The organism is Janthinobacterium sp. 13, assembly GCF_002749695.1.
In the GTDB taxonomy this organism is placed as follows: domain Bacteria; phylum Pseudomonadota; class Gammaproteobacteria; order Burkholderiales; family Burkholderiaceae_D; genus Janthinobacterium; species Janthinobacterium kumbetense.
In genome coordinates this window covers 1,574,649-1,598,269 of sequence record NZ_PEEQ01000001.1, presented here as the reverse complement: position 1 = coordinate 1,598,269, position 23,621 = coordinate 1,574,649, and the positions used below count along the sequence as shown (strand labels likewise).

Sequence of the window (23,621 nt, the reverse complement as noted above, 5' to 3'; positions counted from 1 at the left end):
GCAGCATGACTACCTCCATGCCTTGTACCGAGGGCGCGCCCGCTGCCGCTGCAGCGCGGCCCGCCAGGAAACGCTTCAACATGAAGAAGTGGGCGCCGTACATTTTCATCAGCCCCTTCTTCATCCTGTTCGCCGTCTTCAGCCTGTTCCCGCTGCTGTTTTCCATCTATTTGTCGTTCAACCAGTGGGAAGCGGCCAGCGGCGTGGAAGCCATGCAGTGGGTGGGGCTGGATAACTACAAGTACGCCTTGAGCGACCCGTGGTTCTTGCGCTCGCTGGGCAATACGGTCTGGCTGGCGCTGGCTTCGGGCGTGCCGCAGCACCTGGTGGCCATTCCGCTGGCGGCCTTCATCCACAACAGCTTCAAGCGCTCGCGCAACCTGGTGATCGGCATTTACTTTTTACCGTTCATCACCTCCAGCGTGGCCATCGCCATGGTGTTCAACACGCTGTTTTCGCGCGACTACGGCCAGATCAATGTGCTGATCGAATGGTGCGCCAGCCTGCCGCTGGTGGGCGGCCTGTTCCCGGCAGAATCGATCGACTGGCTGGGCAGCTCGCTGTTCATCAAGCCGGCCGTTGCCTTCGTCATCTTCTGGCGCTACCTGGGCTGGAACCTGGTGCTGTACCTGTCCGCGCTGCAGGTGATCCCCAAGGACTTGTACGAGGCGGCCACCATCGATGGCGCCTCGAAACGCCAGCAATTCTGGTACATCACCCTGCCGCAGCTGCGCCCCATGATCTACCTGGCCGTCACCTTGACCATCATGGGCAATCTGCAGCTGTTCGAGGAGCCTTTCGTGCTGGTGGCCGAATCGAGCGGCGTGAGCCAGTCCGTGATGACGACGGCCATCTTCGTCTACAAGACGGCGTTTTCCTCGGGCGACTTCGGCACGGCGTCGGCCATTTCCTGGCTGCTGTTCCTCATCATCGCCAGCACCACCTGGGTCAACAACCGCATCTTCAGCCGCAATGAACGCAAGGAGGTCCGATGAAAACCACCCGCTGGACGGCCTACGCCATGGTGGCCATCGGCGCCCTGATCATGGTCGCGCCGTTCTACTTCATGTTCGTCTTCGCCACGCACACGAGCGCCGAGATATACAGCCTGCCGCCGCCACGCTGGTTCGGCACGGCCCTGCTCAACAACCTGGAATTGCTGCAGGAGCGCCTGCCGTTCTGGCGCAATATCGGCATCAGCCTGTACGTGGCCCTGATGACCACAGCGCTGACTTTGTTCTTTTGCTCGCTGGGCGGCTATGCCTTCGCCATGTACGAATTCCGCTTCAAGCGGCCCCTGTTTACGCTGGTGATGGCGTCGATGATCATCCCGTCCTTCATGAACATGATCCCCACCTTCATGCTGATGGATTTCCTGGGATGGCTGGACCAGCCGCGCGCCCTGTACGTGCCGGGAGCGGCCGGCGCGCTGGGGATTTTCCTCATGCGCCAGTACATCGGCACGGCGATTCCGAAGGACCTGATCGAGGCGGCGCGCATCGACGGCTGCGGCGAATTCGCCATCTACTGGCGGGTCGTGCTGCCGCTGATCGGCCCCGCCATGGGCACCCTGGGCCTGATCACCTTCATCAACTCGTGGAACAATTTCATCACGCCGCTGGTCGTCATGCGCTCGGTCGAGAACTACACGATCCCGCTGGCCCTGCGCAGCATGCAGGCGCCGAACAACACGGAGTGGGGTGCGCTGATGACGGGCGCCGCCATCGCCGTGCTGCCGCTGCTGCTGATGTTCTTTGTCGCCTCGAAGCGCCTGATCGAGGGCCTGACCCAGGGCGCCGTCAAAGGCTAGCACTCTCTTTAATCCACTCACACTGACATGACCACCATGCATAACGACGACACCGACAGCAATTTCCCTGCCACATTCACCTGGGGCGTGGCCACCAGCGCCTACCAGATCGAGGGCGCCGCCACCATCGATGGCCGCGGCCCATCCATCTGGGATACCTTCAGCCACACGGATGGCAAGATCATCGACGGCAGCAATGGCGACGTGGCCTGCGACCACTATCACCGCTATGCCGAGGACGTGGAGCTGATCGCCAGCCTGGGCGTGAACGCCTACCGCTTTTCCATGTCCTGGTCGCGGGTGCAGCCCACGGGTTCCGGCGCCTGGAACGAGGCAGGCTTCGACTTCTATGCGCGCCTGCTCGACGCCCTGGCCGCCAAGGGCCTCGATGCCCACCTGACCCTGTACCACTGGGACTTGCCGCAAGCCTTGCAGGACGAGGGCGGCTGGCTCAATCGCGCCACCTGCTACCACTTCGCCGCCTATGCGGCCGAGGTGGCGCGCCGCTTCGGCCACAAGGTCGCCAGCATCGCCACGCACAACGAACCGTGGTGCACGGCCGTGCTGGGCCACGGCACGGGCCAGTTCGCGCCCGGCATGGCCGATCCGGCCGCCGCCGTGCAAGTGTCGCACCATCTGCTGCTGTCGCACGGCCTGGCCATGCAAGCCATGCGCGCCGTCAATCCGCCTGCGAAACTGGGCATCGTGCTCAATCAGTGGACGGCCACGCCGGCCACCGACAGCGCCCAGGACCGCGAACTGGCCGAACTGGAATATGCGCGATCGGTGCAGTGGTATATGGACGCCATCTTCAAGGGCCGCTACCCGGCCCTGGCCCTGAAACACGCCGATGCTTCCGCTTTGTCCATCTTTGAAAACGATTTCATAGATATCAGGCAGCCCATCGATTTCCTTGGCGTGAACTACTACACGCGCGCTTTCATGAGCGCCGAGACGCCGCCGCGCAAGCCCGAATGCAAGCTTGGCGTCAACGACATGGGCTGGGAAACCTATCCGCAAGGCTTGACGGAGCTGCTCGTGGGCCTGCACCGCGAATACCGTCTGCCGCCCGTCTACATCACGGAAAACGGCATGGCCGTCGCCGACAAGCCCGTCGGCGGCAAGATCCACGACGAGGCGCGCATCGAATACGTGCAGCTGCACCTGGACGCCTTGCGCGCCGTGATCGCGCAGGGCATCGACGTGCGCGGTTATTTCTACTGGAGCCTGATGGACAACTTCGAGTGGAATTCGGGCTACGCCAAGCGCTTCGGCATGCTGTACGTCGATTACGCCACGCAGCAGCGCAGCTTCAAGGACAGCGCCCTGTGGTACCGCGACTTCATCGCCGCCCAGCGCGCCGCGCATGCCGATGCGGCCGTCCTGGCAGGGGAGCACTGACATGGCGGCCATCTCCCTGCGCGGCATCCGCAAGACCTACGGCGACGGCCCGGAAATCGTCAAGGGCCTGGACCTCGATATCCATGACGGCGAATTCATGGTCTTCGTCGGACCGTCCGGCTGCGGCAAGTCGACCCTGTTGCGCATGATCGCGGGACTGGAAGACATCAGCGCGGGCCAGCTGCGCATCGGCGACTTGCTGGCCAACGACGTGGCGCCGGCAGAGCGGGGCATCGCCATGGTCTTCCAGAGCTACGCCCTGTATCCGCACATGACGGCGCGCGACAACATGGGCTTTGCCCTCAAATTGGCGGGCAAGGGGGAAGCCGAGGTGCGCGCGGCGGTCGGCAAGGTGGCCGAGATTTTGCAGATCACGCATCTGCTCGACCGCAAACCCAAGGCCTTGTCCGGCGGCGAGCGCCAGCGCGTGGCCATCGGCCGCTCCATCGTGCGCCAGCCCAAGGTGTTCCTGTTCGACGAGCCGCTGTCCAATCTCGATGCCTCGCTGCGCGTGCAGACGCGCATCGAGCTGGCCAAGCTGCACCAGGAACTGGGCACCACCATGATCTATGTCACGCACGACCAGGTCGAAGCCATGACCCTCGGTGACCGCGTGGCGGTCTTCCACGGCGGCCACCTGGAGCAGGTGGGTGCGCCCCTGGAGCTGTACCGCCATCCGGCCAGCCAGTTCGTGGCCGGCTTCATCGGCGCCCTGCGCATGAACTTTTTGCCGTGCGGCGCCGTTCCCGCGCTGGCCATCCAGCTCGGTGGCGAGGCGGGGATGCTGGTCGGCATACGCCCCGAACACCTGCGCCTGGTGCCGCGCAATGAAGGCTACGGCGCCACGGTCACCCTGATCGAGCAGCTGGGCGATGCGCAAATCATCCACGCGACGCTTGACGGCCGCATCGATGGCGGTCCGCACGCGGTGGCCATCAAGCTGCACGGCGAGGCGCGCCATGCGCTGGCGCAGGGCAGCACCATCGGCTTCGCGCCGGAAGAAGGCCATGCCTTTCTATTCGACACGGCCGGGCGCGCCGTGGCTACCCATTGACCCTGCACGGAGGCGACATGACTTCAGATTGACACCCAAAAAATGTGCAGCAGTAGCCAAAGAGCTATGTGATCATCATTCAACCAGCGGTACAGGAGACAACAACAATGCAACAGCTCAAACGCAATACCATCGCCCTCAGCCTGGCGCATGCGACCTTCGCCCAGTTCATCTTGCTGGGCAGCGGCGCCGCCATGGCACAGGAAGCGGCCAGCACCGCGGCAGCCACCGATGCGGCAAAACCGGCCGCCGAGCAGATGGACCGCATCGTCGTCACGGCCACGCGCCGCAATACCTTCGTGCAGGAGACGCCGCTGGCCGTCACCGCCTTCAACCAGGACACCCTGCAAAACAATCAAGTGAAGGACCTGGCGTCGCTGGCCACCATGGTGCCCAGCCTAGTCGTCGAGCAGCATGGCGACTCGGGCGGCGTGCATGTCTACATGCGCGGCGTGGGCTCGGCCAACCACACGGAGCTGGGCGACCCGGCAGTCGCCTTCTATGTCGACGGCGTGTATTCGCCGCGTCCGCAGGGCGCCACGGCGCTGATGTATGACTTGAGCCACGTGGAGGTGGCGCGCGGACCGCAGGGCACCCTGAATGGCCGCAATTCGACGGCCGGCGCCGTCAACCTCGTGTCGGCTGCGCCGAGCACGGCCAAGTTCATGGGCTCGGCCGGCATCACCGTGGGCGACAAGCGCCATCTGCAGACGCAGGGCATGATCAATATCCCGTTTTCCGACGACGTGGCGCTGCGCATCGCCGCCATCAAGGATAGCCATGACGGCACGGTGGACTTCCGCCGCGGCTCGAACGTCATGCCGGTCACGGCCAAGTATGGCGCCGGCGACCAGATGGGCGTGCGCGCCTCCCTGCTGTGGAAGTTCACGCCGCAGTTGCGCGGCACGTTCATCGCCGATTACTTCCTCGACCAGGGCGCCGGCAACGTCTACCTGGCGGCCGAACCGAAAGCGGGCGAGAAGCTGCGCTCGGCCCTGATCGACACGCCGGGCACCCTCGACCAGTCGATCCTGACCTACAAGGGCAAGCTCAATTACAAGCCGACCGATGCGCTCGACTTCACTTACCTGGGCAGCTGGAGCCGCTACAAGCGCCAGAACAGCAACGATTCCGATGCGGGACTGTTTCCCGGCTTCAAGTCGGAAAACCGTACCGACTGGGCGCAGTTCGACAGCTATTCGCACGAGCTGCAGGCGCGCTCGGACGACGATGCACCGTTCCAGTGGGTGGCGGGCCTGTTCCTGTTCAATGAAAAGAACAAGGTGCGCTTCGATATCGACCGCAGCCAGATTTCGCAGGCGGCCGTGCAGCAGGATATCGCCAACGGCGCCGTGATCTTCGTGCAGCCCACCGTGGGCCAGTATGCCTCGGCCATGTCCTTCATCCAGGGCGACCGCCAGCTCAAATCGAAAGCCGTGTTCGGCCAGGTCAGCCAGCAAGTGACGGACCAGATCAAGCTGACGGCCGGCGCGCGCTATACGAAAGACCATAAATTCGATATCGGCGGCAAGAACTGGGCTTGCCCGAACTGGCCCGCGAATACGCCGCTGGGCACCACGGTCCTTACTGCCGACCAGCTGCGCCAGCTGGTCACGCCCGGCACGGGCCTGGCCAACACGCACAATATCGGCCCCGGCGGCGCCATCACGGCCGCCAGCTGCGGCAATACGCCGGGCGACAATACGGCGGACCTGAAATACGGCCAGGCCACCTGGCTGGGCCGCATCGAGTACAAGCTGCGCCCGGATATCCTGCTGTTCGGCTCCGTGACGACGGGCTTCCACTCGCCGGCCATCGGCGACGGCGGCGCCACCACCAAGCCGGAAAAGCTGACCAGCTATGAAATCGGCTTCAAGTCGGACTTGCTGAACCGCGAACTGACCCTGAACCTCGATGCCTTCCTGATGAAGTACAAGGACAAGCTCGAGTCGCAGGTGGTCAACAGCGTGCTGGCCAACTTCAATGCGGCCGGCGCCACCGTCAAGGGCCTGGAAGCGGAATGGGTCTGGCGGCCAACGAAGGTCGACCGCCTGACGGGCAACGCTACCTGGCTGAAAGCCGTATATGACGACTTCATGTCGTGCGACGTCGATGCGGCGCGCGCGAATGGCCAGTCCTGCGGTTCGACGGCGCCATTGGTGAGCGTGGGCGGCAGCACCATGAAGCATGCGCCGAAGTTTTCCACGACCGTCCAGTACGAGCATGATTTCAATGTCGCCGGCGGCCAGCTCACGCCGCGCGCCTCGGTGCACTACGAAACCATGTCGTATGTCGGTGCGGGCGCGTTCAACGGCGACGTGCCGGGCCATGCCGGCGTCAAGCGCCAGGAAGCGTATACGACGCTGGACCTGAGCCTGCGCTTCCAGCCGGCGAACAAGGCCTATACGGTGGAAGCGTTCGTGCAGAATGCCACCGACAAGGCCGTCAAGCTGGACGTCAATGAAATCTGCACGGACGTGGGCATGCCATGCCAGCCCACGCAGCAGATTTACGGCGCCTTCTACAACGCGCCGCGCACCTTTGGCGCGCGCGTGTCGATGAAGTTCTGATGGCGTAGGGGAAAAGAGCAGTCGCAGTAGCAGTCCACTCAGTAGGGAAGGTGTTGGGCCGGGGTTCTTCCCCGGCCTTTTTTACTCCAATGTCGCCTGCACGCTGGCGATGCCGATCTGCGCGCTGCCTTCGGCCAGGCGCACGTTGACGTTCTGGCGCGCCTGCAGCTGCGCCGGCGAGCGCACGATCGCGCCTTTTTCATCGCGCAGGATGGCGTAGCCCCGTTCCAGGGTGCGCTGGGGATTGAGCAGTTCCAGCTGCGCCGCCAGGCCGTCGAGGCGGTGGCGCCGCTGCGTCAGTTGCTGCGCCATGGCCGCGCCGCCGCGCCGCTGCATTTCCTCCAGGCGCGCGCGCGGCGCCGCGACGTCGGGCCGCAAGGCCGCCCAGCGCGCACGCAGGCGTTCCAGTGCGTATTGCGACTGGTTCACGGGCGCGCGCGCCGCATGCGTCATGGCCGTCGACAGGGCCAGCAGCTGCAAACGCTGCTGCTGCAGCTGCGCCTTCGGGTTGAGCAGGCGGCGGCTGTGGCGGTCCAGGGTCTGCGCCGCATCGTCGAGGCTGCGGCGCATGGCGCGGCGCAGGTCCGCCGCATCGGCGCGCAGGGACGCCATCCAGTCGGCACGCGGCGTGGCCGCCAGTTCGGCCGCCGCCGTCGGCGTGGCCGCACGCAGGTCGGCCGCGAAGTCGGCGATGGTGAAATCCGTTTCGTGGCCCACGCCGCTGATCACGGGCATGGAGCAATCGGCGATCGCGTATGCCACGGCTTCATCGTTGAACGACCACAGATCCTCGATGCTGCCGCCGCCGCGGCATACCAGCAGCACGTCGCACTCGGCCCTGGTTGATGCCGTGCGGATGGCGTGCGCGATTTTTTCCGGCGCCTGCTGGCCCTGCACTGGCGTGGGGTAGAGGATGATGTTGACGTGCGGCGCGCGGCGCTTGAGCGCGATCAAGACGTCGCGCAGGGCGGCCGCCTGCGGGCTGGTGACGATGCCGATGCTGCGCGCGAACATGGGGATGGCGCGCTTGCGCTCCTGCTCGAACAGCCCTTGCGCGGCCAGCTTTTCCTTCAGGCGCTGAAACGCTTCATACAGGGCGCCCACGCCGGCGCGGCGGATGGCTTCCACGTTGATCTGGTAATCGCCGCGCGCGCCGTACAGGGTGACGAGGGCGCGCACTTCGACCTTGTCGCCTTCGCGCGGCGTGAAGCCGGCAAACTGGGCGCGGCCGCGGAACATCACGGCGCGCACCTGGGCGCCATCGTCCTTCAGGGTGAAATACCAGTGGCCGGAAGCGGCGCGCGTGAAGTTGGAAATCTCGCCGGCGATCCAGGTCAGGGGAAACGAGCGCTCGAGCAGGCGCGCGACGGCCTGGTTCAGGGCGCTGACGGTCAGCACGGGCGGGGCGGCAAAGCCGCTGTCAGTCGGGGTGTCGGTCATCATCAAGCTGGGGGAGGTGAGGGAACTGTCCACATATTATCGGCGAGGTCATGCTTATGTCATATATCGTGCAAAACAACAAGTTCTATTTCTAAGTATTTGATTTCATGATGAATTCCCATATGCTTGATTTGCGTGCACAGGGAAAAAAACCTTTAATATCAAGCACATCAGTATAGCCCCCGCCACTTACGCACAAAGTTATCCACAGAAAGTGTGCGGAACTTTTTGCCTTGGACAAACATGGCCCGGCAAGCCGGCATTGACCGATAAAAATGCCTTGCTACATTTTTGCGCACGGAAATAAAGAGCATAGGAATCAATCGCTTAGTATGCCATGCATGGCCTTGCGCACAATCTTATCCACAAAAAATGTGCAGAACTCTGGCGTGGCGCCGGATTTATCCACCGGAATGCTCATGGCATGGCTTGCCTGAATTTTGCGCAGCATAAAAATAGCCATATAAATCAATGGTATAGCATCACATCATGGGCCTTGCTCACAATCTTATCCACAGAATATGTGCAAAACTGCATAAATCATTTCGCTTTTTCGCTTGCTTTTCCACCGCGCGGCCAGGTCGTTACGCTGCCTTATTTTTCAGCATTGAAAAAAACTCCTTTAAAATCAATGCTCTTGCATGGAGTCAATCCGCTTGCTCACAATCTTATCCACACTTTATGTGCGAAACTGCCTTTGCGGTGGAAAACTGCCGTTTCGAAGCGCAATCGGGCCGATAAAAGCCCGCTTTTCAGCGCTTGCCACATTTTTATGCATGGCAATAAAAACGATATAAATCAATATACTTAGCGCGTATCCTTGCGCTTGCACACAATCTTGTCCACAGATTGTGTGCAGAACTTTGACGGTCTCCCTGGCGTCGATTTCACGCTCGCTGCCACTTTTTTGTGCATTGATTTAATTTCTTTTAAAATCAATGACTTAATTGAATTCCTCGGCTTTGCGCACAATCTTGTCCACAGTAAATGTGCAGAACTCTTGAATTCTTGATTTTATGACATTGACTACTGTCGATAAGCTGCTATGCCTGTATTTTGCGCAGTACAATAATTCGTTTGTAAATCAAGGGCTTGCATGCTGGACTTCATGCTTGCTCACAATCTTATCCACACAAAGTGTGCAAAACTGGGCGTGCTTGGCGCACGCCCGCCGAGCCGTGTGGACAAGTGCCATGCGGGCGCCACTTGCCGCCGGCGCGGCAACGCGCTACATTGCGCCATTCCCGCGCGGACGTACAATCGGTCTTCGGCGCTCGGTACAATACAGGCTGTTCGGGCGGTCCATCGCCTTTCCTCTATCAGGAGTTTCTTTTGCTCGCTATATTTCAAGCCGCTGGCTGGCCCATCTGGCTGTTGTTGATCGCTTCCATCGTCGCCCTGGCCCTGATCATCGAGCGCCTGCTGTATTTGCGCCGCGTCAAGATACTGCCCCGCAAGCTGTTTGATGAAGTGGTGCAGGTGTATCGCAGCGGCAAGATCACGCCGGACACGGTGGCCAAGCTGGAAGACAACTCGCCGCTGGGCGTGGTGCTGGCCGCCGCCCTGCGCAACGTCGACGCGCCGCGCGAAGTGATGAAGGAATCGATCGAAGAGGCAGGCAGCGGCGTGGCTCACACGCTGGAACGTTTCTTGACGACCCTGGGCACCATCGCCACCCTGGCGCCGCTGATGGGGCTGTTCGGCACGGTGATCGGCATGATCGAGATTTTTGCCTCGCCCGGCGCCACCGCGTCGAACGCGGCGCTGTCGCATGGTATTTCCGTCGCCTTGTATAACACGGCCTTTGGCCTGGCCATCGCCATGCCGGCCCTGATTTTCTACCGCCACTTCCGCGCCCTCGTCGACAGCTTCGTCATTGACATGGAGCAACAAGCGGTCAAGTTCGTCGACATCGTCCACAGTGGCCGCCAATGAACTTCCGCAAAGGCAAGGGGCGTGAAGACCCCGAAATCAACCTGATCCCGTTCATCGACGTGCTGCTGGTGATCCTGATCTTCCTCATGGTCAGCACCACCTACAGCAAATTCACGGAGCTGCAGATCACCTTGCCGACGGCCGATGCCGAGCAAGCGAAGGACAAGCCGCAGCAGCTCGACGTCACCATCGATGCCAAGGGTAACTACACGGTCAACCGCGAACCCGTCTCGTTCCGCGACGTGGCCGGCCTGGCCGACGCCTTGCAGGATGCGGCCAAGGCGGCCAATGGCGGCAAGGCGCCCGCGCAGACGCCCGTGGTGGTGGTCAACGCCGACCAGTTCGCCATGCACCAGATGGTCATCCACGTGATGGAAGCGGCGCGACTGGCCGGCTATGAAAAGCTGACGTTTGCGGCGCAGGCGGGCGGCAAGTAAGTTCCTACCGTTACCGGCAACAAAATTGGGGTCTGACCCGCCGGGTCAGACCCCAGCCCTTTACCCTTCACCGCATGCCCACTTCCTCACCCCTCAAGCTTGAATCCACTCTCACCCGCGCCTGGCTGACGCGCGGCCCGCTGGCGTGCGCGCTGTGGCCCGTGTCGCTGCTGTTCGGCGCCTTGAGCAGCGTCAGGCGCGGCCTGTACCGGGCCAACCTCCTGACATCGGCGCGCCTGCCCGTGCCCGTCGTCGTCGTCGGCAATATTTTCATCGGCGGCACGGGCAAGACGCCGCTGACGATCTGGCTGGTGCAAGCCTTGCGCGACGCGGGCATGCGCCCGGGCGTCATTTCGCGCGGCCATGGCAGCGCCGACCGCTTGCCGCGCGCCGTCAGCGCTGCCTCCACGCCGCAGCAGGTGGGCGACGAGCCGCTGCTGATCTTCCAGCGCGGCGGCTGCCCCGTGATGGTGGGGCGCGACCGCGCGCAAGCGGGCAGGGCGCTGCTGGCCGCGCACCCGGACGTCGACGTGCTGGTGACGGACGACGGCTTGCAGCATTACGCCTTGCAGCGCGACGTGGAAATCGTGCTGTTCGACGGCCGCGGCGCCGGCAATGGCTGGCTGCTGCCGGCTGGACCGCTGCGCGAATCGCCGCGCCGGCGGCGCGACGTGACGGTGATCAATGCGCCCGAGCTGGCGCCGGCACTGGTGGGCCAGGTCGCGCCGCAAGGCGGGCTGGTGGTGCAGATGCGGCTCGATGGCGGCGTGGCCGAACGCCTGCTGAACCGCGGCGAAAGCATGGCCCTTGCAGACCTGGCGGCCAGCGGCCAGCGCATCGTGGCGGCGGCCGGCATCGGCAATCCTCAGCGCTTCTTTACCATGCTGCGCGGGGCCGGACTGGACTTCACGGAGCTGCCCCTGCCCGACCACCACGACTTCCTCGACCAGCCATTTGCCGCCCTCGACACGGATGTGATCTTGATCACCGAGAAGGATGCAGTAAAATGTGCGCAAATTGAACATCTCAAAGATGACCCGAGACTGTGGGTCGTCCCCGTCAGTGCGCGCATCGATAGCGCGCTGGCCCAACAAATTGTGGAGAAATGTCGTGGACGCTCGACTGCTTGATATCCTGGTCTGCCCTGTTTGCAAGGGTCCGCTTGAACACGATAAGAAGGCGCAGGAACTGATTTGCCGCGCCGACCGCCTGGCCTATCCTATCCGCGATGGCATCCCCATCATGTGGGCGGACGAAGCGCGCACCCTGCAAGACGCAGTGGAATAACGATGGCGTTCATCGTCATCATCCCGGCCCGCCTGGCCTCGACGCGCCTGCCGGGCAAGCCGCTGGCCGACCTGGGCGGCAAACCCATGGTGGTGCGCGTGGCCGAGCAGGCGCTGCTCTCGGGTGCCGCGCGCGTCATCGTCGCCACCGACCATGACAGCATCCGTGCCGCCTGCGCCGCGCATGGCGTGGAAGTGTGCATGACGCGCAGCGACCATCCGTCGGGCACGGACCGCATCGCCGAAGTGGCGCGCACGCTCGGGCTGCCGCTGGACGCCGTCGTCGTCAACCTGCAGGGCGACGAACCGTTGATCGATCCGGCCCTGCTGGCCGCCTGCGCGGCGCAGATCAGCGCCGCCGTCCCCATGGCTACCTGCGCCCATCCGCTGCATGATGTGGCCGACGCGTTCAATCCGAACGTGGTGAAGGTCGTGCTGGACAAGAACGGCCGCGCCTTGTATTTCTCGCGCGCCACCATCCCGTGGCACCGCGACGGCTTCGCGCAGTCGAAAGACAGCTTGCCGGCAGGTTACGTGCCCCTGCGGCATATCGGCCTGTATGCGTACAGCAATGCGTTTTTGCAAGAATATCCGCAATTGTCCGCCTCGCCGCTGGAAGCCATCGAAGCGCTGGAGCAGCTGCGCGTGCTGTGGCACGGTGTTGCCATCGCCGTCCACGTGACCGATAGCGCCCCGGCCGCCGGTGTCGATACGCCGGAAGATCTTGCCAGGGTGCAAGCCCACTACGGCGCCCTGTAAGCGCTACCCGCAAAACGGCAGGCGTGCAAATATAATTTTGTGCGCCTGCAGTAAAAACCACATTTTGAAACGTGCGCCGCGCGAATTGCTGGCTTTGATCAATCAGGGCATAGCAATTCGATAGCAAACTGGCGTTCCGGGGATTTTTTGTGGTAAGTTTCGTAGGGAAAGATAGCCTTAGCAACACCATCTAAAAAAAATTACACATACCACCATCCAAAATCTGTTTTTTAGGAACTTTTCAATGCGTCTGATACTTTTAGGAGCACCCGGTGCCGGCAAGGGCACCCAAGCTAATTTCATCAAAGAAAAATACAACATTCCACAAATCTCCACGGGCGACATGCTGCGCGCGGCGATCAAGGAAGGCTCCGAACTGGGCCTGGCCGCGAAAAAAGTCATGGATGCGGGCGGCCTCGTGTCGGACGACATCATGATCGGCCTGGTCAAGAATCGCCTGCAGGAAGCCGATTGCGCCAATGGCTACCTGTTCGACGGCTTCCCGCGCACCATCGCGCAAGCGGACGCCATGAAAGACGCCGGCATCAATGTCGACTACGTGCTGGAAATCGACGTGCCTGACGCTTCGATCATCGAGCGCATGGACGGCCGCCGCAGCCACCCGGGTTCGGGCCGCGTGTATCACGTCAAATTCAACCCGCCCAAGGTCGACGGCGTCGATGACATCACCGGCGAACCGCTGATCCAGCGCGACGACGACAAGGCGGAAACGGTCAAGAAGCGCCTGGACGTGTACCACAACCAGACCAAGGTCTTGTTGGGCTACTACAATGACTGGGCCAAGTCCGGCCTGCCAGGCGCACCGAAATACCGCCGCATCGCCGGCGTCGGTCCGGTCGAGCAAATCCGCGACAGCGCATTTGCCGCCCTGGCGGAATAAGCAGTTTATGAAAAGCGGACCTGAGTGTCCGCTTTTTTTGTGCCCGCTTTTCGCCAGCGGTGCCGCATCGTTTTCGTAGTTCAGGTTTTTTGCAGGTCGTGTTTTCCTGGCTGCGCGTGCCTACCCGGTGCGGTCTGCAGCTGTTGGCAATGACGTCGGATAAAAACAGAAGGGGACGATATGGCAGCCAGCTTGTGGTTTGCGGTAGCCTGCGGCGTGGTCGCAGTCATTTACGGTTTGGTGTCGCGCAGCTGGATCCTGAGGCAGGATCCCGGCAACGCGCGCATGCAGGAAATTGCCCTGGCCATCCAGCAGGGCGCGGCCGCCTACCTGGCGCGCCAGTACCGCACCATCGCCATCGTCGGCGTGGTGTTATTGATCGCCATCTATGCGCTGCTTGGCCTGCACACGGCGCTGGGCTTCTTGATCGGCGCCGTGCTGTCGGGCGCCTGCGGCTTCATCGGCATGAATGTCTCCGTGCGGGCCAATGTGCGCACGGCGCAGGCGGCCACCCTGGGCATCAACCAGGCGCTGAACGTGGCCTTCAAGGGCGGGGCGATCACGGGCATGCTGGTGGTGGGACTGGGCCTGCTGGGCGTGACCCTGTTCTACTGGCTGCTGGCGACGACGGGCGCGCCCGGCCTCACGCAGCATGACCTGATCAAGCCCCTGATCGGCCTGGCCTTCGGCGCCTCGCTCATTTCCATCTTCGCGCGGCTCGGCGGCGGCATCTTTACCAAGGGCGCCGACGTGGGCGCGGACCTGGTGGGCAAGGTGGAGGCGGGCATCCCCGAGGACGATCCGCGCAACCCGGCCGTCATCGCCGACAACGTGGGCGACAACGTGGGCGACTGCGCCGGCATGGCGGCCGACCTGTTCGAAACCTATGTCGTGACCCTGATCGCCACCATGCTGCTGGGCGCACTGCTGATGGCAGAGGCCAGCAGCACGGCCATCATCTACCCGCTGCTGCTGGGCGCCGTCTCCATCCTCGCATCCATCGTCGGCTGCTCGATGGTGAAGACGGCCCCCGGCAAGAAGATCATGTCGGCCCTGTACACGGGCCTGTGGTGGGCGGCCGGCCTGTCGCTGGTCGGCTTTGCCGTGGTGACGTGGCTGCTGTGGCCCGACGACGCCATGCGCTACAAGATGCTGGGCGCCACCGTCGTCGGCATCGTCCTCACGGGCCTGATGGTGTACATCACCGAGTACTACACGGGCACGGATTTCAAGCCCGTGCGCCACATCGCCGAAGCGTCGACGACGGGCCACGGCACGAACATCATCGCCGGCCTGGGCGTGTCGATGAAGTCCACGGCGTATCCGGTGCTGGCCGTCTGCGTCGCCATCCTGATATCGTATCAATTGGCGGGCCTGTACGGCATCGCCATCGCGGCCACTTCCATGCTGTCGATGGCGGGCATCATCGTCGCCCTTGACGCGTATGGCCCCATCACGGATAACGCGGGCGGCATCGCGGAAATGTCGGGCTTGCCCGACTCCGTGCGCGCCATCACCGACCCTTTGGATGCCGTCGGCAACACGACCAAAGCCGTCACCAAGGGCTACGCCATCGGCTCGGCCGGGCTGGCCGCGCTGGTGCTGTTCGCCGACTACACGCATGCGCTCGAATCCGTGGGCCAGCACATCACGTTCGATTTGTCGAACCCCATGGTCATCGTCGGCCTGTTCATCGGCGGCTTGATACCGTATCTGTTCGGCGCCATGGCGATGGAAGCCGTGGGCCGCGCGGCCGGCGCCGTGGTGGTGGAGGTGCGGCGCCAGTTCCGCGACATCAAGGGCATCATGGAAGGCACGGCGCGGCCAGAATACGACAAGGCCGTGGACATGCTGACGGCGTCGGCCATCCGCGAAATGATCGTGCCGTCCCTGCTGCCCGTGGTGGTGCCCATCGTCGTGGGCATGCTGCTGGGGCCTGCGGCGCTTGGTGGCTTGCTGATGGGGACGATCGTCACGGGCCTGTTCGTGGCCATTTCCATGACCACGGGCGGCGGCGCCTGGGACAATGCGAAGAAATACATCGAGGATGGCCATTTCGGCGGCAAGGGGTCGGACGCGCACAAGGCGGCCGTCACGGGCGACACGGTGGGCGACCCGTACAAGGATACGGCCGGGCCGGCAGTGAACCCCTTGATCAAGATCATCAATATCGTGGCCCTGCTGCTGGTGCCGCTGCTGCCGGCCACGGGCTGGCTGGCCGTCAAGGCGCCGGCGCCCATCCACGCGCCCGCGCCGCCCATCCTGGCACCGGCGACACCCGTGCAAAGCTTGCCCGCGCAATAAACTGCGCCATCCCCGCAGCCCCGTGGCCAGCGCCGCGGGGCTGTTTGTATTTTGCGCAAATGAAACTTTCCTGCCGTCCATATCCTCGGCGTATCAAAGGTGAGCAATTGTTACGGCGCCTTTGCTTGTGCTGGCTCTCTGTCAATAATGAAACGAGTGTCACAGTTGGGCATGAAGGCGGGAGGATGTCATGGACAGCATCAGCAGGAAGGGCGGCGCGCTGGCGGCGCTGTTGGTATTGGCGGTCACGGCGGGAGTAGCCCAGGCGGCGCCGGGCCGGCATGGCGGCTTTCACGGCGGCCACGGCCACTTCCATGGTCGTTCGCACGTGGGCGTCTGGGTGGGATATCCCTGGTGGTATGGCTACGGGCCTGGCTGGTATGGCGACCCGTGGTATGGCTATCCCTATCCATATGGGCGCACCCTGATCGTGCAGCCGCCGCCCGTGTACATCGAGCAGGGCGGCGAGCCGACGGCGCAGATGTGGTACTACTGCGCGAGGCCGCAGGGCTATTATCCCTATGTGAAAAATTGCAGTACGGCATGGCGTGCCGTGCTGCCGACCAGCGTGCGCTGACGGGGAGGCGAAGATGAACACGAAATCGTTGATGGGGCGTGCCGGCCTGCTGGTGCCCCTGCTGCTGGCCGCCTGCACGGTGATGCCGGAAGGGCCGTCGGCCACGGCCTTGCCCGGCACGGGCAAGAGCCTCGAGCAATTCCGCGTCGCTGACGGCAGTTGCCGTGGCTACGCGCAGGCGCAACTGGCCGGCCTGGGCGCGGCCGATAGTTCCTCGCATGGCATGCAGCGCAGCTACGATGATTCTTATCAGAAGTGCATGTATGCGAGCGGCCACAAGGTGCCCGCGGCCGGGCGGATGCTGGGCGGCGTGCCGGCGAATGCCGCCACGCCGCCGCCCGATACGCCGCCGCCCCGTTACTAGCCGCTTAGAAGCGCGACGTCAGGCCGACGAACATGCGCCGTCCCGGCACGTAATAGTCGACCAGTCCATCGGCCGTCGGACCCTTCTTGAACAGGTTTTGCACGCCGCCGCGCACGGTCCATTGCGGCGTGACCTTGTACGACACGACGGTGTCGACGATGGTGTAGGCCTTGTCGGCCAGCTTGCCGGCGTCGAGTTCCTTGCCCGTGTACTGGGCCGATACTTCGCCGAACAGCTGGTCGTTGACTTGCCAGCCCAGCGCCGAGTACCACGACAGTTTTGGCGTCGACAGCAGGTTGGCGCCCGTGGTCAGGTTTTTCGCTTCCGCCATGTAGGTGACGTTGTTACGCCAGTTCAGGTTTTTCGTCAGCGGGATGGTGGCCGTCGCTTCCAGGCCGCTGGTGCGCGCCTTCTGGATATTCGTCATCTTGGTCCACCAGCGCTGCTGGTAAAAGCCCAGCGGCGCATAGTCGATCTTGTTCTTGAAATCCGTGTGGAAGTAGGTCAGGCCCACATCCCAGCCATTCTGTTCCCACGCCACGCCGATCTCGCCGGCCGTGCTCGTTTCCGGCTTCAAGTCCGCATTGCCGGCCATGTAGCAGTCGCCCTTGATGTAGCCCAGCGGCTTGAGGCTGCCGCAACCGCGTCCGGCCGAGTTGGTCGCTGCCGCTGGCGAGTTTTCCTTCAGGCTCGGGGCGCGGAAGCCTTGCGAGATGCCGCCCTTGATGGTCCAGGCGGGGGCAGGGTGGTACACCAGGTACAGGCGCGGACTGTAATGGTTGCCGAACTTGCTGTGGTGATCGAGGCGCAAGCCGGCCGTGGCCGTCAAGTCCTCGCGCAGGAACAATTGATCTTCCGCAAACAGGGCCGAGGTGGTGCCGGACAGGGTCGCGCCGCTCACGGTGTTGCCCAGGTAATCGGTGGGTACGGTGCCGATGGTGTTCGTGTTCGTCAATTCCTGGTGCTTCCACTGGCCGCCCATCACCAGCATTTGCTCGATGCCGCCCCAGCCGACCCGTTTTTCCAGGCTGGCATCGAGCGTGCTGTCCTTGGATTTGGCCACCGTGCCGACGAATTGGTTGTCGAAATCGTTGTGATACAGGTTGACCGTGGTCTTGCCGAAGTCCCAGCGGCCTTCGTAGCCGAGGCTGACGCTCTTGCGTATCAGCTTGTTGGCGCCCCAGCTGGGAACCAGCGACTCGCCGTCCGCATCGCGTGTGCTCGAACCGCTGGCTTCCTGCCTGCCATAGCTGGCGTCCAGCGACAGGTTCTGTTTCTTGTCCAGCGCCCAGGTCAGCTGGCCCGAGACAGTCTGGTTGCGTTCGCCACCCATGCTGCCCGCTTTTTCGAAGTATTTTTCATCGGGATTCTGGCGCGTCTGGCTCACGCCCAGGCGCATGCCCACCGTGTCCGACAGGGGACCGGCCAGGTTCACGCCCAGCTGGTGCGCCGTGCCGCGGTCGCTTTCCTGCGGTTGCGTGTAGTTGGCCGTGGCCGAACCGTTCCACTTGCCCGGCACCTTGCGCGTGATGATGTTGATCACGCCGCCCATGGCGTCCGAACCGTACAGCGACGACATGGGTCCGCGTACCACTTCGATGCGCTCGATCATGTCGGGCGAGATCCAGTTCAAGTCCTGACGGCCCAGGTCGGGACGGTAAGCCGTGTCGCTCGAGCTGCCCACGCGCTTGCCGTCGACCAGGATCAGGGTGTATTTGTCGGGCAAACCGCGCAGCTTGATCTTCGACGCTTCGCCTTCGGGGCCGGTGCCGCCCGTCACGCCGGGGATACGGCGCAGCAAGGTATTCAAGTCATACACGGGCTGGCGCTCGATTTCCTCGCGCGTGATGACGCTGATGCTGGCCGGCGCATCCTTGATGTCGATGGCCGTGCCGGACGCCGTGACGACCACCGTGTTCATGGTGGGATCGGCGGCCACATTGCCTTCGGCCCAGGCGTTGCTGACGGCCAGCGAGAGCAGGCAGGGCAGGAGCAGGGCGGCGGAATGCATGGAGCGGGCGGGAGTGGAAACGGGGGCTGCGAAGGCGGGACTACGCTTGGTCATGGTGAACTTTCCGGATGTTGTTATTTCCTGGCTGCCTTCCGGGTGGCTCGGGTATGAATGAATGAAAAGAGTAAAAAATGCGCTCCCATCCTGCGAATGAGAATAAGAATCGTTCTTATTGTAATGCCATACTGGCAAGAAGGAAAGTGCTGAAAGGAAATAAAACACCGTTACGCTGTGCGCATGGCAGGTACAAGCGTGACAAATTGTTACCCGCGCTGGCATCTGGCGCGGCGTGTGCCAATAATGAAAGTTGCGATGGATGCTTGGGAGGCAGCATGAAGAGGCTGGCAAAAACGATATCGGCACTGGCGTGCTCCATGCTGCTCGCTGGCGGCCATGCCCGGGCGCAGGAGCAGGCGGCGCCTGCCGAGTCCTTGACTGAGCCTTTGCCCGTGTGCCAGCTCGACCCGCGCGACAGCGGCAAGCTGGCGGTGGAGCCGTGCCGCCCGGCGCCGCCCGTGCAGCCGCGCCGTTCCGTGGCGCAAGTGATCGGCCGCATGCCGGCGCAGCCTGCGTCACCGGTCGTGCCCATCGCGCCCCTGCCGCCCAGCCCGGCCGTGCCGATGCCGCGCGCGCCGCAGCCCATCGGCTCATGCGACTCAGGCGGTTGCCGCGATGCGGCAGGCGCGCGCTACAACGGCGCGGGCAACGCCACGCTCGATGCCAACGGGCGCATCTGCCACCGCAATGGCGCTTTCATGCAGTGTTTTTAACTTTCTCATTCGCCAGCGCTGCAAGTTTTCGCTCGGTGACCATAAAAATGGCTACAATTGTCGCCGACATTACGTTTACGTAAACGTAATGATGGCATCATGTATCAACCATCAGGCGCCGGGAACACGGCCCTTATCACTCAGGAGATTTCATGCAGATTCAGGACAATGTATTCATCATCACGGGCGGCGCATCGGGCTTGGGCGCCGCCACGGCGCGCATGCTGACGGCGGCCGGCGGCAAGGTCGTGCTGGCCGACGTGCAGACGGAAGCGGGCCAGGCGCTGGCCGCTGAACTCGGTGGCGTGTTCGTCCAGTGCGACGTGACGTCGGAAGAGGACGGCCTGGCCGTGGTGGCGGCAGCCACGAAGCTGGGCACCTTGCGCGGCCTGGTCAACTGCGCCGGCGTGGCGCCTGCCGTGAAAACCGTGGGCAAGGATGGCCCGCATCCGCTGGCCCTGTTCCAGAAGGTCGTCAACATCAACCTGGTGGGCACCTTCAATATGTGCCGCCTGGCCGCCGACGCCATGGCAAAACAGGATGCGACGGCCGAAGGCGAGCGCGGCATCATCATCAACACGGCTTCCGTGGCGGCCTACGATGGCCAGATTGGCCAGGCCGCGTATGCGTCGTCGAAGGCGGCCGTGGTGGGCCTGACCCTGCCGATGGCGCGCGACCTGTCGCGCAACGGCATCCGCGTGATGACGGTGGCGCCCGGCATTTTCGAAACGCCGATGTTGCTGGGCATGCCGGCCGAAGTGCAGGACGCGCTGGGCAAGATGGTGCCGTTCCCATCGCGCCTGGGCAAGCCCGGCGAATACGCGCAACTGGTGAAAGCCATCGTGGAAAACGTCATGCTCAATGGCGAAACAATTAGATTGGACGGCGCGATCCGCATGCAGCCCAAATAAGCCTAGCGTGATTTGATGTAGGATACCCCCGTATGGGGCGTACAGCCTTGCCTGGCTGTGCGCCCTTTTTTTATCGGAGAATCCATGATCACATTGAAGCCGCTGGCGCTGAGCCTGACCTTGCTGGGAGCCCTCGCTGCCAGTCCCGCATTTGCCGAAGTGCCGCAAAAGGCACCGGAAATCGCCACCGCGTATGCGGAGAAATCGGGTTGGGCGGCACAGAAATTCATGGTCGCCGCCGCCAATCCGCTGGCCGCCGATGCCGGCTATCAGATGCTGAAAAAGGGCGGCAGCGCCATCGACGCGGCCATCGCCACGCAGCTGGTGCTCACCCTGGTCGAGCCGCAATCGTCGGGCATCGGCGGCGGCGCCTTTTTGCTGTACTCCACGGCCAAGGGCGTGCAAGCGTTCGACGGGCGCGAAACGGCGCCTGCCAGCGCCGATGAACACCTGTTCCAGAATGCCGACGGCAGCCCCGTTTCGCGCGCCACGGGCGTGGTGGGCGGGCGTTCCGTGGGCGCGCCGGGCGTGCTGCGCATGCTGGAACTGGCGCACAAGGAGCACGGCAAGCTGCCGTGGGCGACCCTGTTCGGCCCCGCCATCAAGCTGGCGCACGGCGGCTTTCCCGTCAGCCAGCGCCTCAACGGCTTGCTGAACTGGGACCAGGCCCTGAAGCGCGACCCTGTCGCCGCCGCGTATTTCTATGATCCGGACGGCAAGGCCTGGCCCGTCGGCCACGTGCTGAAAAACCCGCAGCTGGCGCGCACCCTGCGCGAGATCGCCCGTGGCGGCGCCGACGCGTTTTACAACGGCCGCATCGCGCGCGACATCGCCGCCAAGGTGGCAGCGCATCCGACCAATCCGGGCAAGCTGACGGCGCAGGACATCGCCGGCTACCGCGCCAAGGTGCGCGAACCCGTCTGCAGCGACTACAAGGCCTGGACCGTGTGCGGCATGCCGCCGCCATCGTCGGGCGGCATCGCCATCGCGCAGATGCTGGGCATGCTGGAAGTGAAGGATATCCGGCCGTATGCGCCCGTCGACGGCGTGCTCGATGCGCAGGCGATCCACCTGTTCTCGGAAGCGGGGCGCCTGGCCTACGCGGACCGGAACCGCTACGTGGCCGACACGGACTTCGTGCCGCTGCCCGGCAATGGCGTCGCTTCGATGCTGGATAAAACCTACCTGGCGCAGCGCGCCTCGCTGATCGGCGACAAATCCATGGGCAAGGCCATGCCTGGCACGCCGCCGGGCATGCAGGTGGCGTGGGGCATGGACAACGCCTTGCAGCGCCCGTCGACCTCGCACCTGGTGGCGGTGGACGCTTTTGGGGGCGGCCTGTCGATGACCACCAGCGTGGAAGACGCGTTCGGTTCGCGCCAGATGGTCGACGGCTTTTTGCTGAATAACCAGCTGACGGATTTCTCGTTCGATTCGCGCGATGCCGACGGCCCCATCGCCAACCGGGTCGAAGCGGGCAAGCGTCCGCGCAGCGCCATGTCGCCCACCCTCGTGTTCGAGAAGGGCACGCACAAGCTGGTGCTGGCGACGGGTTCGCCCGGCGGCTCGTCCATCATCAACTATGTCGCCAAGGTGCTGGTCGGCACCATGGACTGGGGCTTGAACGTGCAGCAGGCGATCAGCCTGCCGAACTTCGGCAGCCGCAATGGCCCGACGGAGCTGGAAAAGGGCCGCGCGCCCGCCGCCCAGGTCGAGGCGCTGCAGGCGATGGGCCACGAGGTGCGCGTGATCGAGCAGAACTCGGGCTTGCAGGGCATCATGCGGCTGAATGCGCACGGCAAGGATTTCTGGTTTGGCGGCGCCGATCCGCGTCGTGAAGGCATGGTCAAGGGAGATTGAAACTTTTCCACAAAGTATCAAGACCCTGCTAATCTGCCGGCATGGGAATGCAAAATAAAACAGGCTTGATACTCACGGGAGGAGGCGCCCGTGCCGCCTACCAGGTGGGCGTGCTGCAGGCGATTTCGGCGATTTTGTGGGAAGCGGGCTGGGCGCCGGCGCGCAACCCGTTCGACATCATCTGCGGCACCTCGGCCGGCGCCATCAACGCCACGGCGCTGGCCTGCCGTGCTGACAACTTCGGCGAAGGCGTGCAAAAGCTGCTCGACGTGTGGCAGCACATCGAAGTCGAGCAAGTCTACCGGGCCGATTCGCTGGGCGTGATCCGCTCGGGCGCGCGCTGGCTGTCGTTGCTGTCGTTCGGCTGGCTGCTGCGCCAGTGGCACGCATCGCCGCCCAGTTCCCTGCTCGACAACACGCCGCTGGTCAGCCTGCTGCACCGCATGCTCGACCTGCCGCGCCTGGACGCGGCCCTGGCCGACGGCCTGCTGCATGCGCTGGCCGTGACGGCGTCGTCGTACTCGGGCAGCCGCCACATGACGTTTTACCAGACGGCCGAGGATATCGCGCCCTGGGTGCGCACGCAGCGCCTGGCCCTGCCGGACCAGATCGGCGTGGAGCACTTGCTCGCCTCGGCCGCCATCCCCTTCATCTTTCCCGCCGTGCCCCTGTACGTGGGCGGCCAGCGCGAATACTGCGGCGACGGTTCCATGCGCCAGCTGGCGCCGATCTCGCCGGCGATCCACCTGGGCGCGAACAAGGTGCTGGTGGTGGGGGCGGGACGGATGACGGAACCGGCGCCCGCCGCGTCCGAAGCGGCACGCTACCCAAGCCTGGCGCAGATTGCCGGCCACGCGCTGTCGTCGATCTTCCTCGATGGGCTGGCCGTCGACATCGAGCGTCTGAACCGCATCAACCTGACCCTGTCGATGCTGCCGCCCGAATTGCTGGGCAAGACGGCCTTGCGGCCCGTGGAATTGCTGGTCATCGCGCCGTCCGAGCGGCTCGACGCCATCGCCAGCCGGCATATCGGCAGTTTGCCCCGTCCCATCCGCACCATGTTGTCGGGTATCGGCGCGGCCGAAGCGCGCGGCGCGGCGCTGGCATCGTATTTATTGTTCGAATCGACGTATACTAACGAGCTGATCCGTCTTGGACAGCGCGATACGCAAGCCCGCAAGGATGATGTCCTGGCGTTCTTTGGTTCCTGAGACGGCCCCTGGAGCGGTGT

General features: G+C 63.7%; 21 protein-coding genes. 19 read left to right on the top strand and 2 right to left on the bottom strand.

Annotated features, from left to right (window positions below; all coding sequences use genetic code 11):
* The first annotated feature begins 5 nt into the window (after nucleotides 1–5).
* From CLU94_RS06955 to CLU94_RS06935, 5 genes are all read left to right on the top strand, one after another.
* On the top strand, nucleotides 6–995 hold the full coding sequence (locus tag CLU94_RS06955) for a carbohydrate ABC transporter permease (protein ID WP_251349986.1): 990 nt from the start codon (nucleotides 6–8) through the stop codon (nucleotides 993–995).
* On the top strand, nucleotides 992–1,810 hold the full coding sequence (locus CLU94_RS06950) for a carbohydrate ABC transporter permease (RefSeq protein WP_034751746.1): 819 nt from the start codon (nucleotides 992–994) through the stop codon (nucleotides 1,808–1,810). The genes CLU94_RS06955 and CLU94_RS06950 overlap by 4 nt, the downstream gene beginning before the upstream one ends.
* A 27-nt stretch (nucleotides 1,811–1,837) precedes the next feature.
* Nucleotides 1,838–3,211, top strand: coding sequence for a GH1 family beta-glucosidase (locus CLU94_RS06945; RefSeq protein WP_099665105.1), 1,374 nt, complete (start codon nucleotides 1,838–1,840; stop codon nucleotides 3,209–3,211).
* 1 nt (nucleotide 3,212) lies between these two features.
* Nucleotides 3,213–4,265 (top strand): ABC transporter ATP-binding protein, encoded by a 1,053-nt coding sequence (locus tag CLU94_RS06940; RefSeq protein WP_099665104.1) that lies wholly within the window; start codon nucleotides 3,213–3,215, stop codon nucleotides 4,263–4,265.
* 107 nt (nucleotides 4,266–4,372) lie between these two features.
* Nucleotides 4,373–6,835 carry a TonB-dependent receptor gene (locus tag CLU94_RS06935; protein ID WP_099665103.1) on the top strand — a complete coding sequence of 821 codons (2,463 nt, stop codon included), beginning with the start codon at nucleotides 4,373–4,375 and terminating at the stop codon, nucleotides 6,833–6,835.
* 81 nt (nucleotides 6,836–6,916) lie between these two features.
* On the opposite strand, the gene xseA is transcribed toward CLU94_RS06935, so the two are convergent.
* A complete protein-coding gene (gene xseA / locus CLU94_RS06930; protein WP_099665102.1) occupies nucleotides 6,917–8,278 on the bottom strand; it encodes an exodeoxyribonuclease VII large subunit in 1,362 nt (453 codons plus the stop codon).
* Nucleotides 8,279–8,612: 334 nt separating this feature from the next.
* Here xseA and CLU94_RS27955 point away from each other — a divergent pair, with 334 nt between their 5' ends.
* The 10 genes from CLU94_RS27955 (at nucleotide 8,613) to CLU94_RS06885 (ending at nucleotide 16,838) form a co-directional block, all read left to right on the top strand.
* Nucleotides 8,613–9,086: a hypothetical protein gene (locus CLU94_RS27955; protein ID WP_143451363.1), complete on the top strand. Its 474-nt coding sequence runs from the start codon at nucleotides 8,613–8,615 to the stop codon at nucleotides 9,084–9,086.
* A gap of 521 nt (nucleotides 9,087–9,607) precedes the next feature.
* A complete protein-coding gene (locus CLU94_RS06925) occupies nucleotides 9,608–10,210 on the top strand; it encodes a MotA/TolQ/ExbB proton channel family protein (protein ID WP_099665101.1) in 603 nt (200 codons plus the stop codon).
* On the top strand, nucleotides 10,207–10,647 hold the full coding sequence (locus CLU94_RS06920) for an ExbD/TolR family protein (protein WP_035825768.1): 441 nt from the start codon (nucleotides 10,207–10,209) through the stop codon (nucleotides 10,645–10,647). Before CLU94_RS06925 ends, CLU94_RS06920 begins: the two co-directional genes overlap by 4 nt.
* 74 nt (nucleotides 10,648–10,721) lie before the next feature.
* A complete protein-coding gene (gene lpxK / locus CLU94_RS06915; protein ID WP_099665100.1) occupies nucleotides 10,722–11,777 on the top strand; it encodes a tetraacyldisaccharide 4'-kinase in 1,056 nt (351 codons plus the stop codon).
* A complete protein-coding gene (locus CLU94_RS06910; protein WP_010395789.1) occupies nucleotides 11,758–11,934 on the top strand; it encodes a Trm112 family protein in 177 nt (58 codons plus the stop codon). The genes lpxK and CLU94_RS06910 overlap by 20 nt, the downstream gene beginning before the upstream one ends.
* 2 nt (nucleotides 11,935–11,936) lie before the next feature.
* Entirely contained in the window at nucleotides 11,937–12,692 is a 756-nt protein-coding gene (gene kdsB, locus CLU94_RS06905) for a 3-deoxy-manno-octulosonate cytidylyltransferase (RefSeq protein WP_099665099.1), read from the top strand.
* Between the two features lie 244 nt (nucleotides 12,693–12,936).
* Nucleotides 12,937–13,593 (top strand): adenylate kinase, encoded by a 657-nt coding sequence (gene adk / locus CLU94_RS06900; protein WP_077400901.1) that lies wholly within the window; start codon nucleotides 12,937–12,939, stop codon nucleotides 13,591–13,593.
* A gap of 180 nt (nucleotides 13,594–13,773) precedes the next feature.
* Nucleotides 13,774–15,897 (top strand): sodium-translocating pyrophosphatase, encoded by a 2,124-nt coding sequence (locus CLU94_RS06895; protein ID WP_099665098.1) that lies wholly within the window; start codon nucleotides 13,774–13,776, stop codon nucleotides 15,895–15,897.
* Nucleotides 15,898–16,087: 190 nt separating this feature from the next.
* Nucleotides 16,088–16,474, top strand: a complete 387-nt coding sequence (locus tag CLU94_RS06890) for a hypothetical protein (RefSeq protein ID WP_099665097.1) — start codon at nucleotides 16,088–16,090, stop codon at nucleotides 16,472–16,474.
* 13 nt (nucleotides 16,475–16,487) lie between these two features.
* On the top strand, nucleotides 16,488–16,838 hold the full coding sequence (locus CLU94_RS06885; protein ID WP_257218708.1) for a glycine zipper family protein: 351 nt from the start codon (nucleotides 16,488–16,490) through the stop codon (nucleotides 16,836–16,838).
* Nucleotides 16,839–16,842: 4 nt separating this feature from the next.
* Here the strand turns inward: CLU94_RS06885 and CLU94_RS06880 are convergent, their stop codons facing one another.
* Complete coding sequence (locus CLU94_RS06880; RefSeq protein WP_099665096.1) at nucleotides 16,843–18,903, bottom strand: TonB-dependent receptor domain-containing protein; 2,061 nt, start codon at nucleotides 18,901–18,903, stop codon at nucleotides 16,843–16,845.
* Nucleotides 18,904–19,181: 278 nt separating this feature from the next.
* On the opposite strand from CLU94_RS06880, the gene CLU94_RS06875 reads away from it, so the two are divergent.
* The 4 genes from CLU94_RS06875 (at nucleotide 19,182) to CLU94_RS06860 (ending at nucleotide 23,601) form a co-directional block, all read left to right on the top strand.
* Entirely contained in the window at nucleotides 19,182–19,619 is a 438-nt protein-coding gene (locus CLU94_RS06875; RefSeq protein ID WP_099665095.1) for a hypothetical protein, read from the top strand.
* 152 nt (nucleotides 19,620–19,771) lie between these two features.
* Entirely contained in the window at nucleotides 19,772–20,530 is a 759-nt protein-coding gene (locus CLU94_RS06870) for a 3-hydroxyacyl-CoA dehydrogenase (protein ID WP_099665094.1), read from the top strand.
* A gap of 84 nt (nucleotides 20,531–20,614) precedes the next feature.
* Entirely contained in the window at nucleotides 20,615–22,390 is a 1,776-nt protein-coding gene (ggt, locus tag CLU94_RS06865) for a gamma-glutamyltransferase (protein WP_099665093.1), read from the top strand.
* A 41-nt stretch (nucleotides 22,391–22,431) separates the two neighbouring features.
* The gene (locus CLU94_RS06860; protein WP_034751717.1) at nucleotides 22,432–23,601 is read left to right on the top strand and encodes a patatin-like phospholipase family protein; all 1,170 of its coding nucleotides are present in this window, start codon (nucleotides 22,432–22,434) and stop codon (nucleotides 23,599–23,601) included.
* Nucleotides 23,602–23,621: the final 20 nt, after the last annotated feature.

Bases quoted from the DNA above. Each gene is read 5' to 3' on its own strand.
- CLU94_RS06955 (WP_251349986.1), top strand. From the start codon at position 6: ATGACTACCTCCATGCCTTGTACCGAGGGCGCGCCCGCTGCCGCTGCA.
- CLU94_RS06950 (WP_034751746.1), top strand. From the start codon at position 992: ATGAAAACCACCCGCTGGACGGCCTACGCCATGGTGGCCATCGGCGCC.
- CLU94_RS06945 (WP_099665105.1), top strand. From the start codon at position 1,838: ATGACCACCATGCATAACGACGACACCGACAGCAATTTCCCTGCCACA.
- CLU94_RS06940 (WP_099665104.1), top strand. From the start codon at position 3,213: ATGGCGGCCATCTCCCTGCGCGGCATCCGCAAGACCTACGGCGACGGC.
- CLU94_RS06935 (WP_099665103.1), top strand. From the start codon at position 4,373: ATGCAACAGCTCAAACGCAATACCATCGCCCTCAGCCTGGCGCATGCG.
- xseA (WP_099665102.1), bottom strand. From the start codon at position 8,278: ATGATGACCGACACCCCGACTGACAGCGGCTTTGCCGCCCCGCCCGTG.
- CLU94_RS27955 (WP_143451363.1), top strand. From the start codon at position 8,613: ATGCATGGCCTTGCGCACAATCTTATCCACAAAAAATGTGCAGAACTC.
- CLU94_RS06920 (WP_035825768.1), top strand. From the start codon at position 10,207: ATGAACTTCCGCAAAGGCAAGGGGCGTGAAGACCCCGAAATCAACCTG.
- lpxK (WP_099665100.1), top strand. From the start codon at position 10,722: ATGCCCACTTCCTCACCCCTCAAGCTTGAATCCACTCTCACCCGCGCC.
- kdsB (WP_099665099.1), top strand. From the start codon at position 11,937: ATGGCGTTCATCGTCATCATCCCGGCCCGCCTGGCCTCGACGCGCCTG.
- adk (WP_077400901.1), top strand. From the start codon at position 12,937: ATGCGTCTGATACTTTTAGGAGCACCCGGTGCCGGCAAGGGCACCCAA.
- CLU94_RS06895 (WP_099665098.1), top strand. From the start codon at position 13,774: ATGGCAGCCAGCTTGTGGTTTGCGGTAGCCTGCGGCGTGGTCGCAGTC.
- CLU94_RS06890 (WP_099665097.1), top strand. From the start codon at position 16,088: ATGGACAGCATCAGCAGGAAGGGCGGCGCGCTGGCGGCGCTGTTGGTA.
- CLU94_RS06885 (WP_257218708.1), top strand. From the start codon at position 16,488: ATGAACACGAAATCGTTGATGGGGCGTGCCGGCCTGCTGGTGCCCCTG.
- CLU94_RS06880 (WP_099665096.1), bottom strand. From the start codon at position 18,903: ATGACCAAGCGTAGTCCCGCCTTCGCAGCCCCCGTTTCCACTCCCGCC.
- CLU94_RS06875 (WP_099665095.1), top strand. From the start codon at position 19,182: ATGAAGAGGCTGGCAAAAACGATATCGGCACTGGCGTGCTCCATGCTG.
- CLU94_RS06870 (WP_099665094.1), top strand. From the start codon at position 19,772: ATGCAGATTCAGGACAATGTATTCATCATCACGGGCGGCGCATCGGGC.
- ggt (WP_099665093.1), top strand. From the start codon at position 20,615: ATGATCACATTGAAGCCGCTGGCGCTGAGCCTGACCTTGCTGGGAGCC.
- CLU94_RS06860 (WP_034751717.1), top strand. From the start codon at position 22,432: ATGGGAATGCAAAATAAAACAGGCTTGATACTCACGGGAGGAGGCGCC.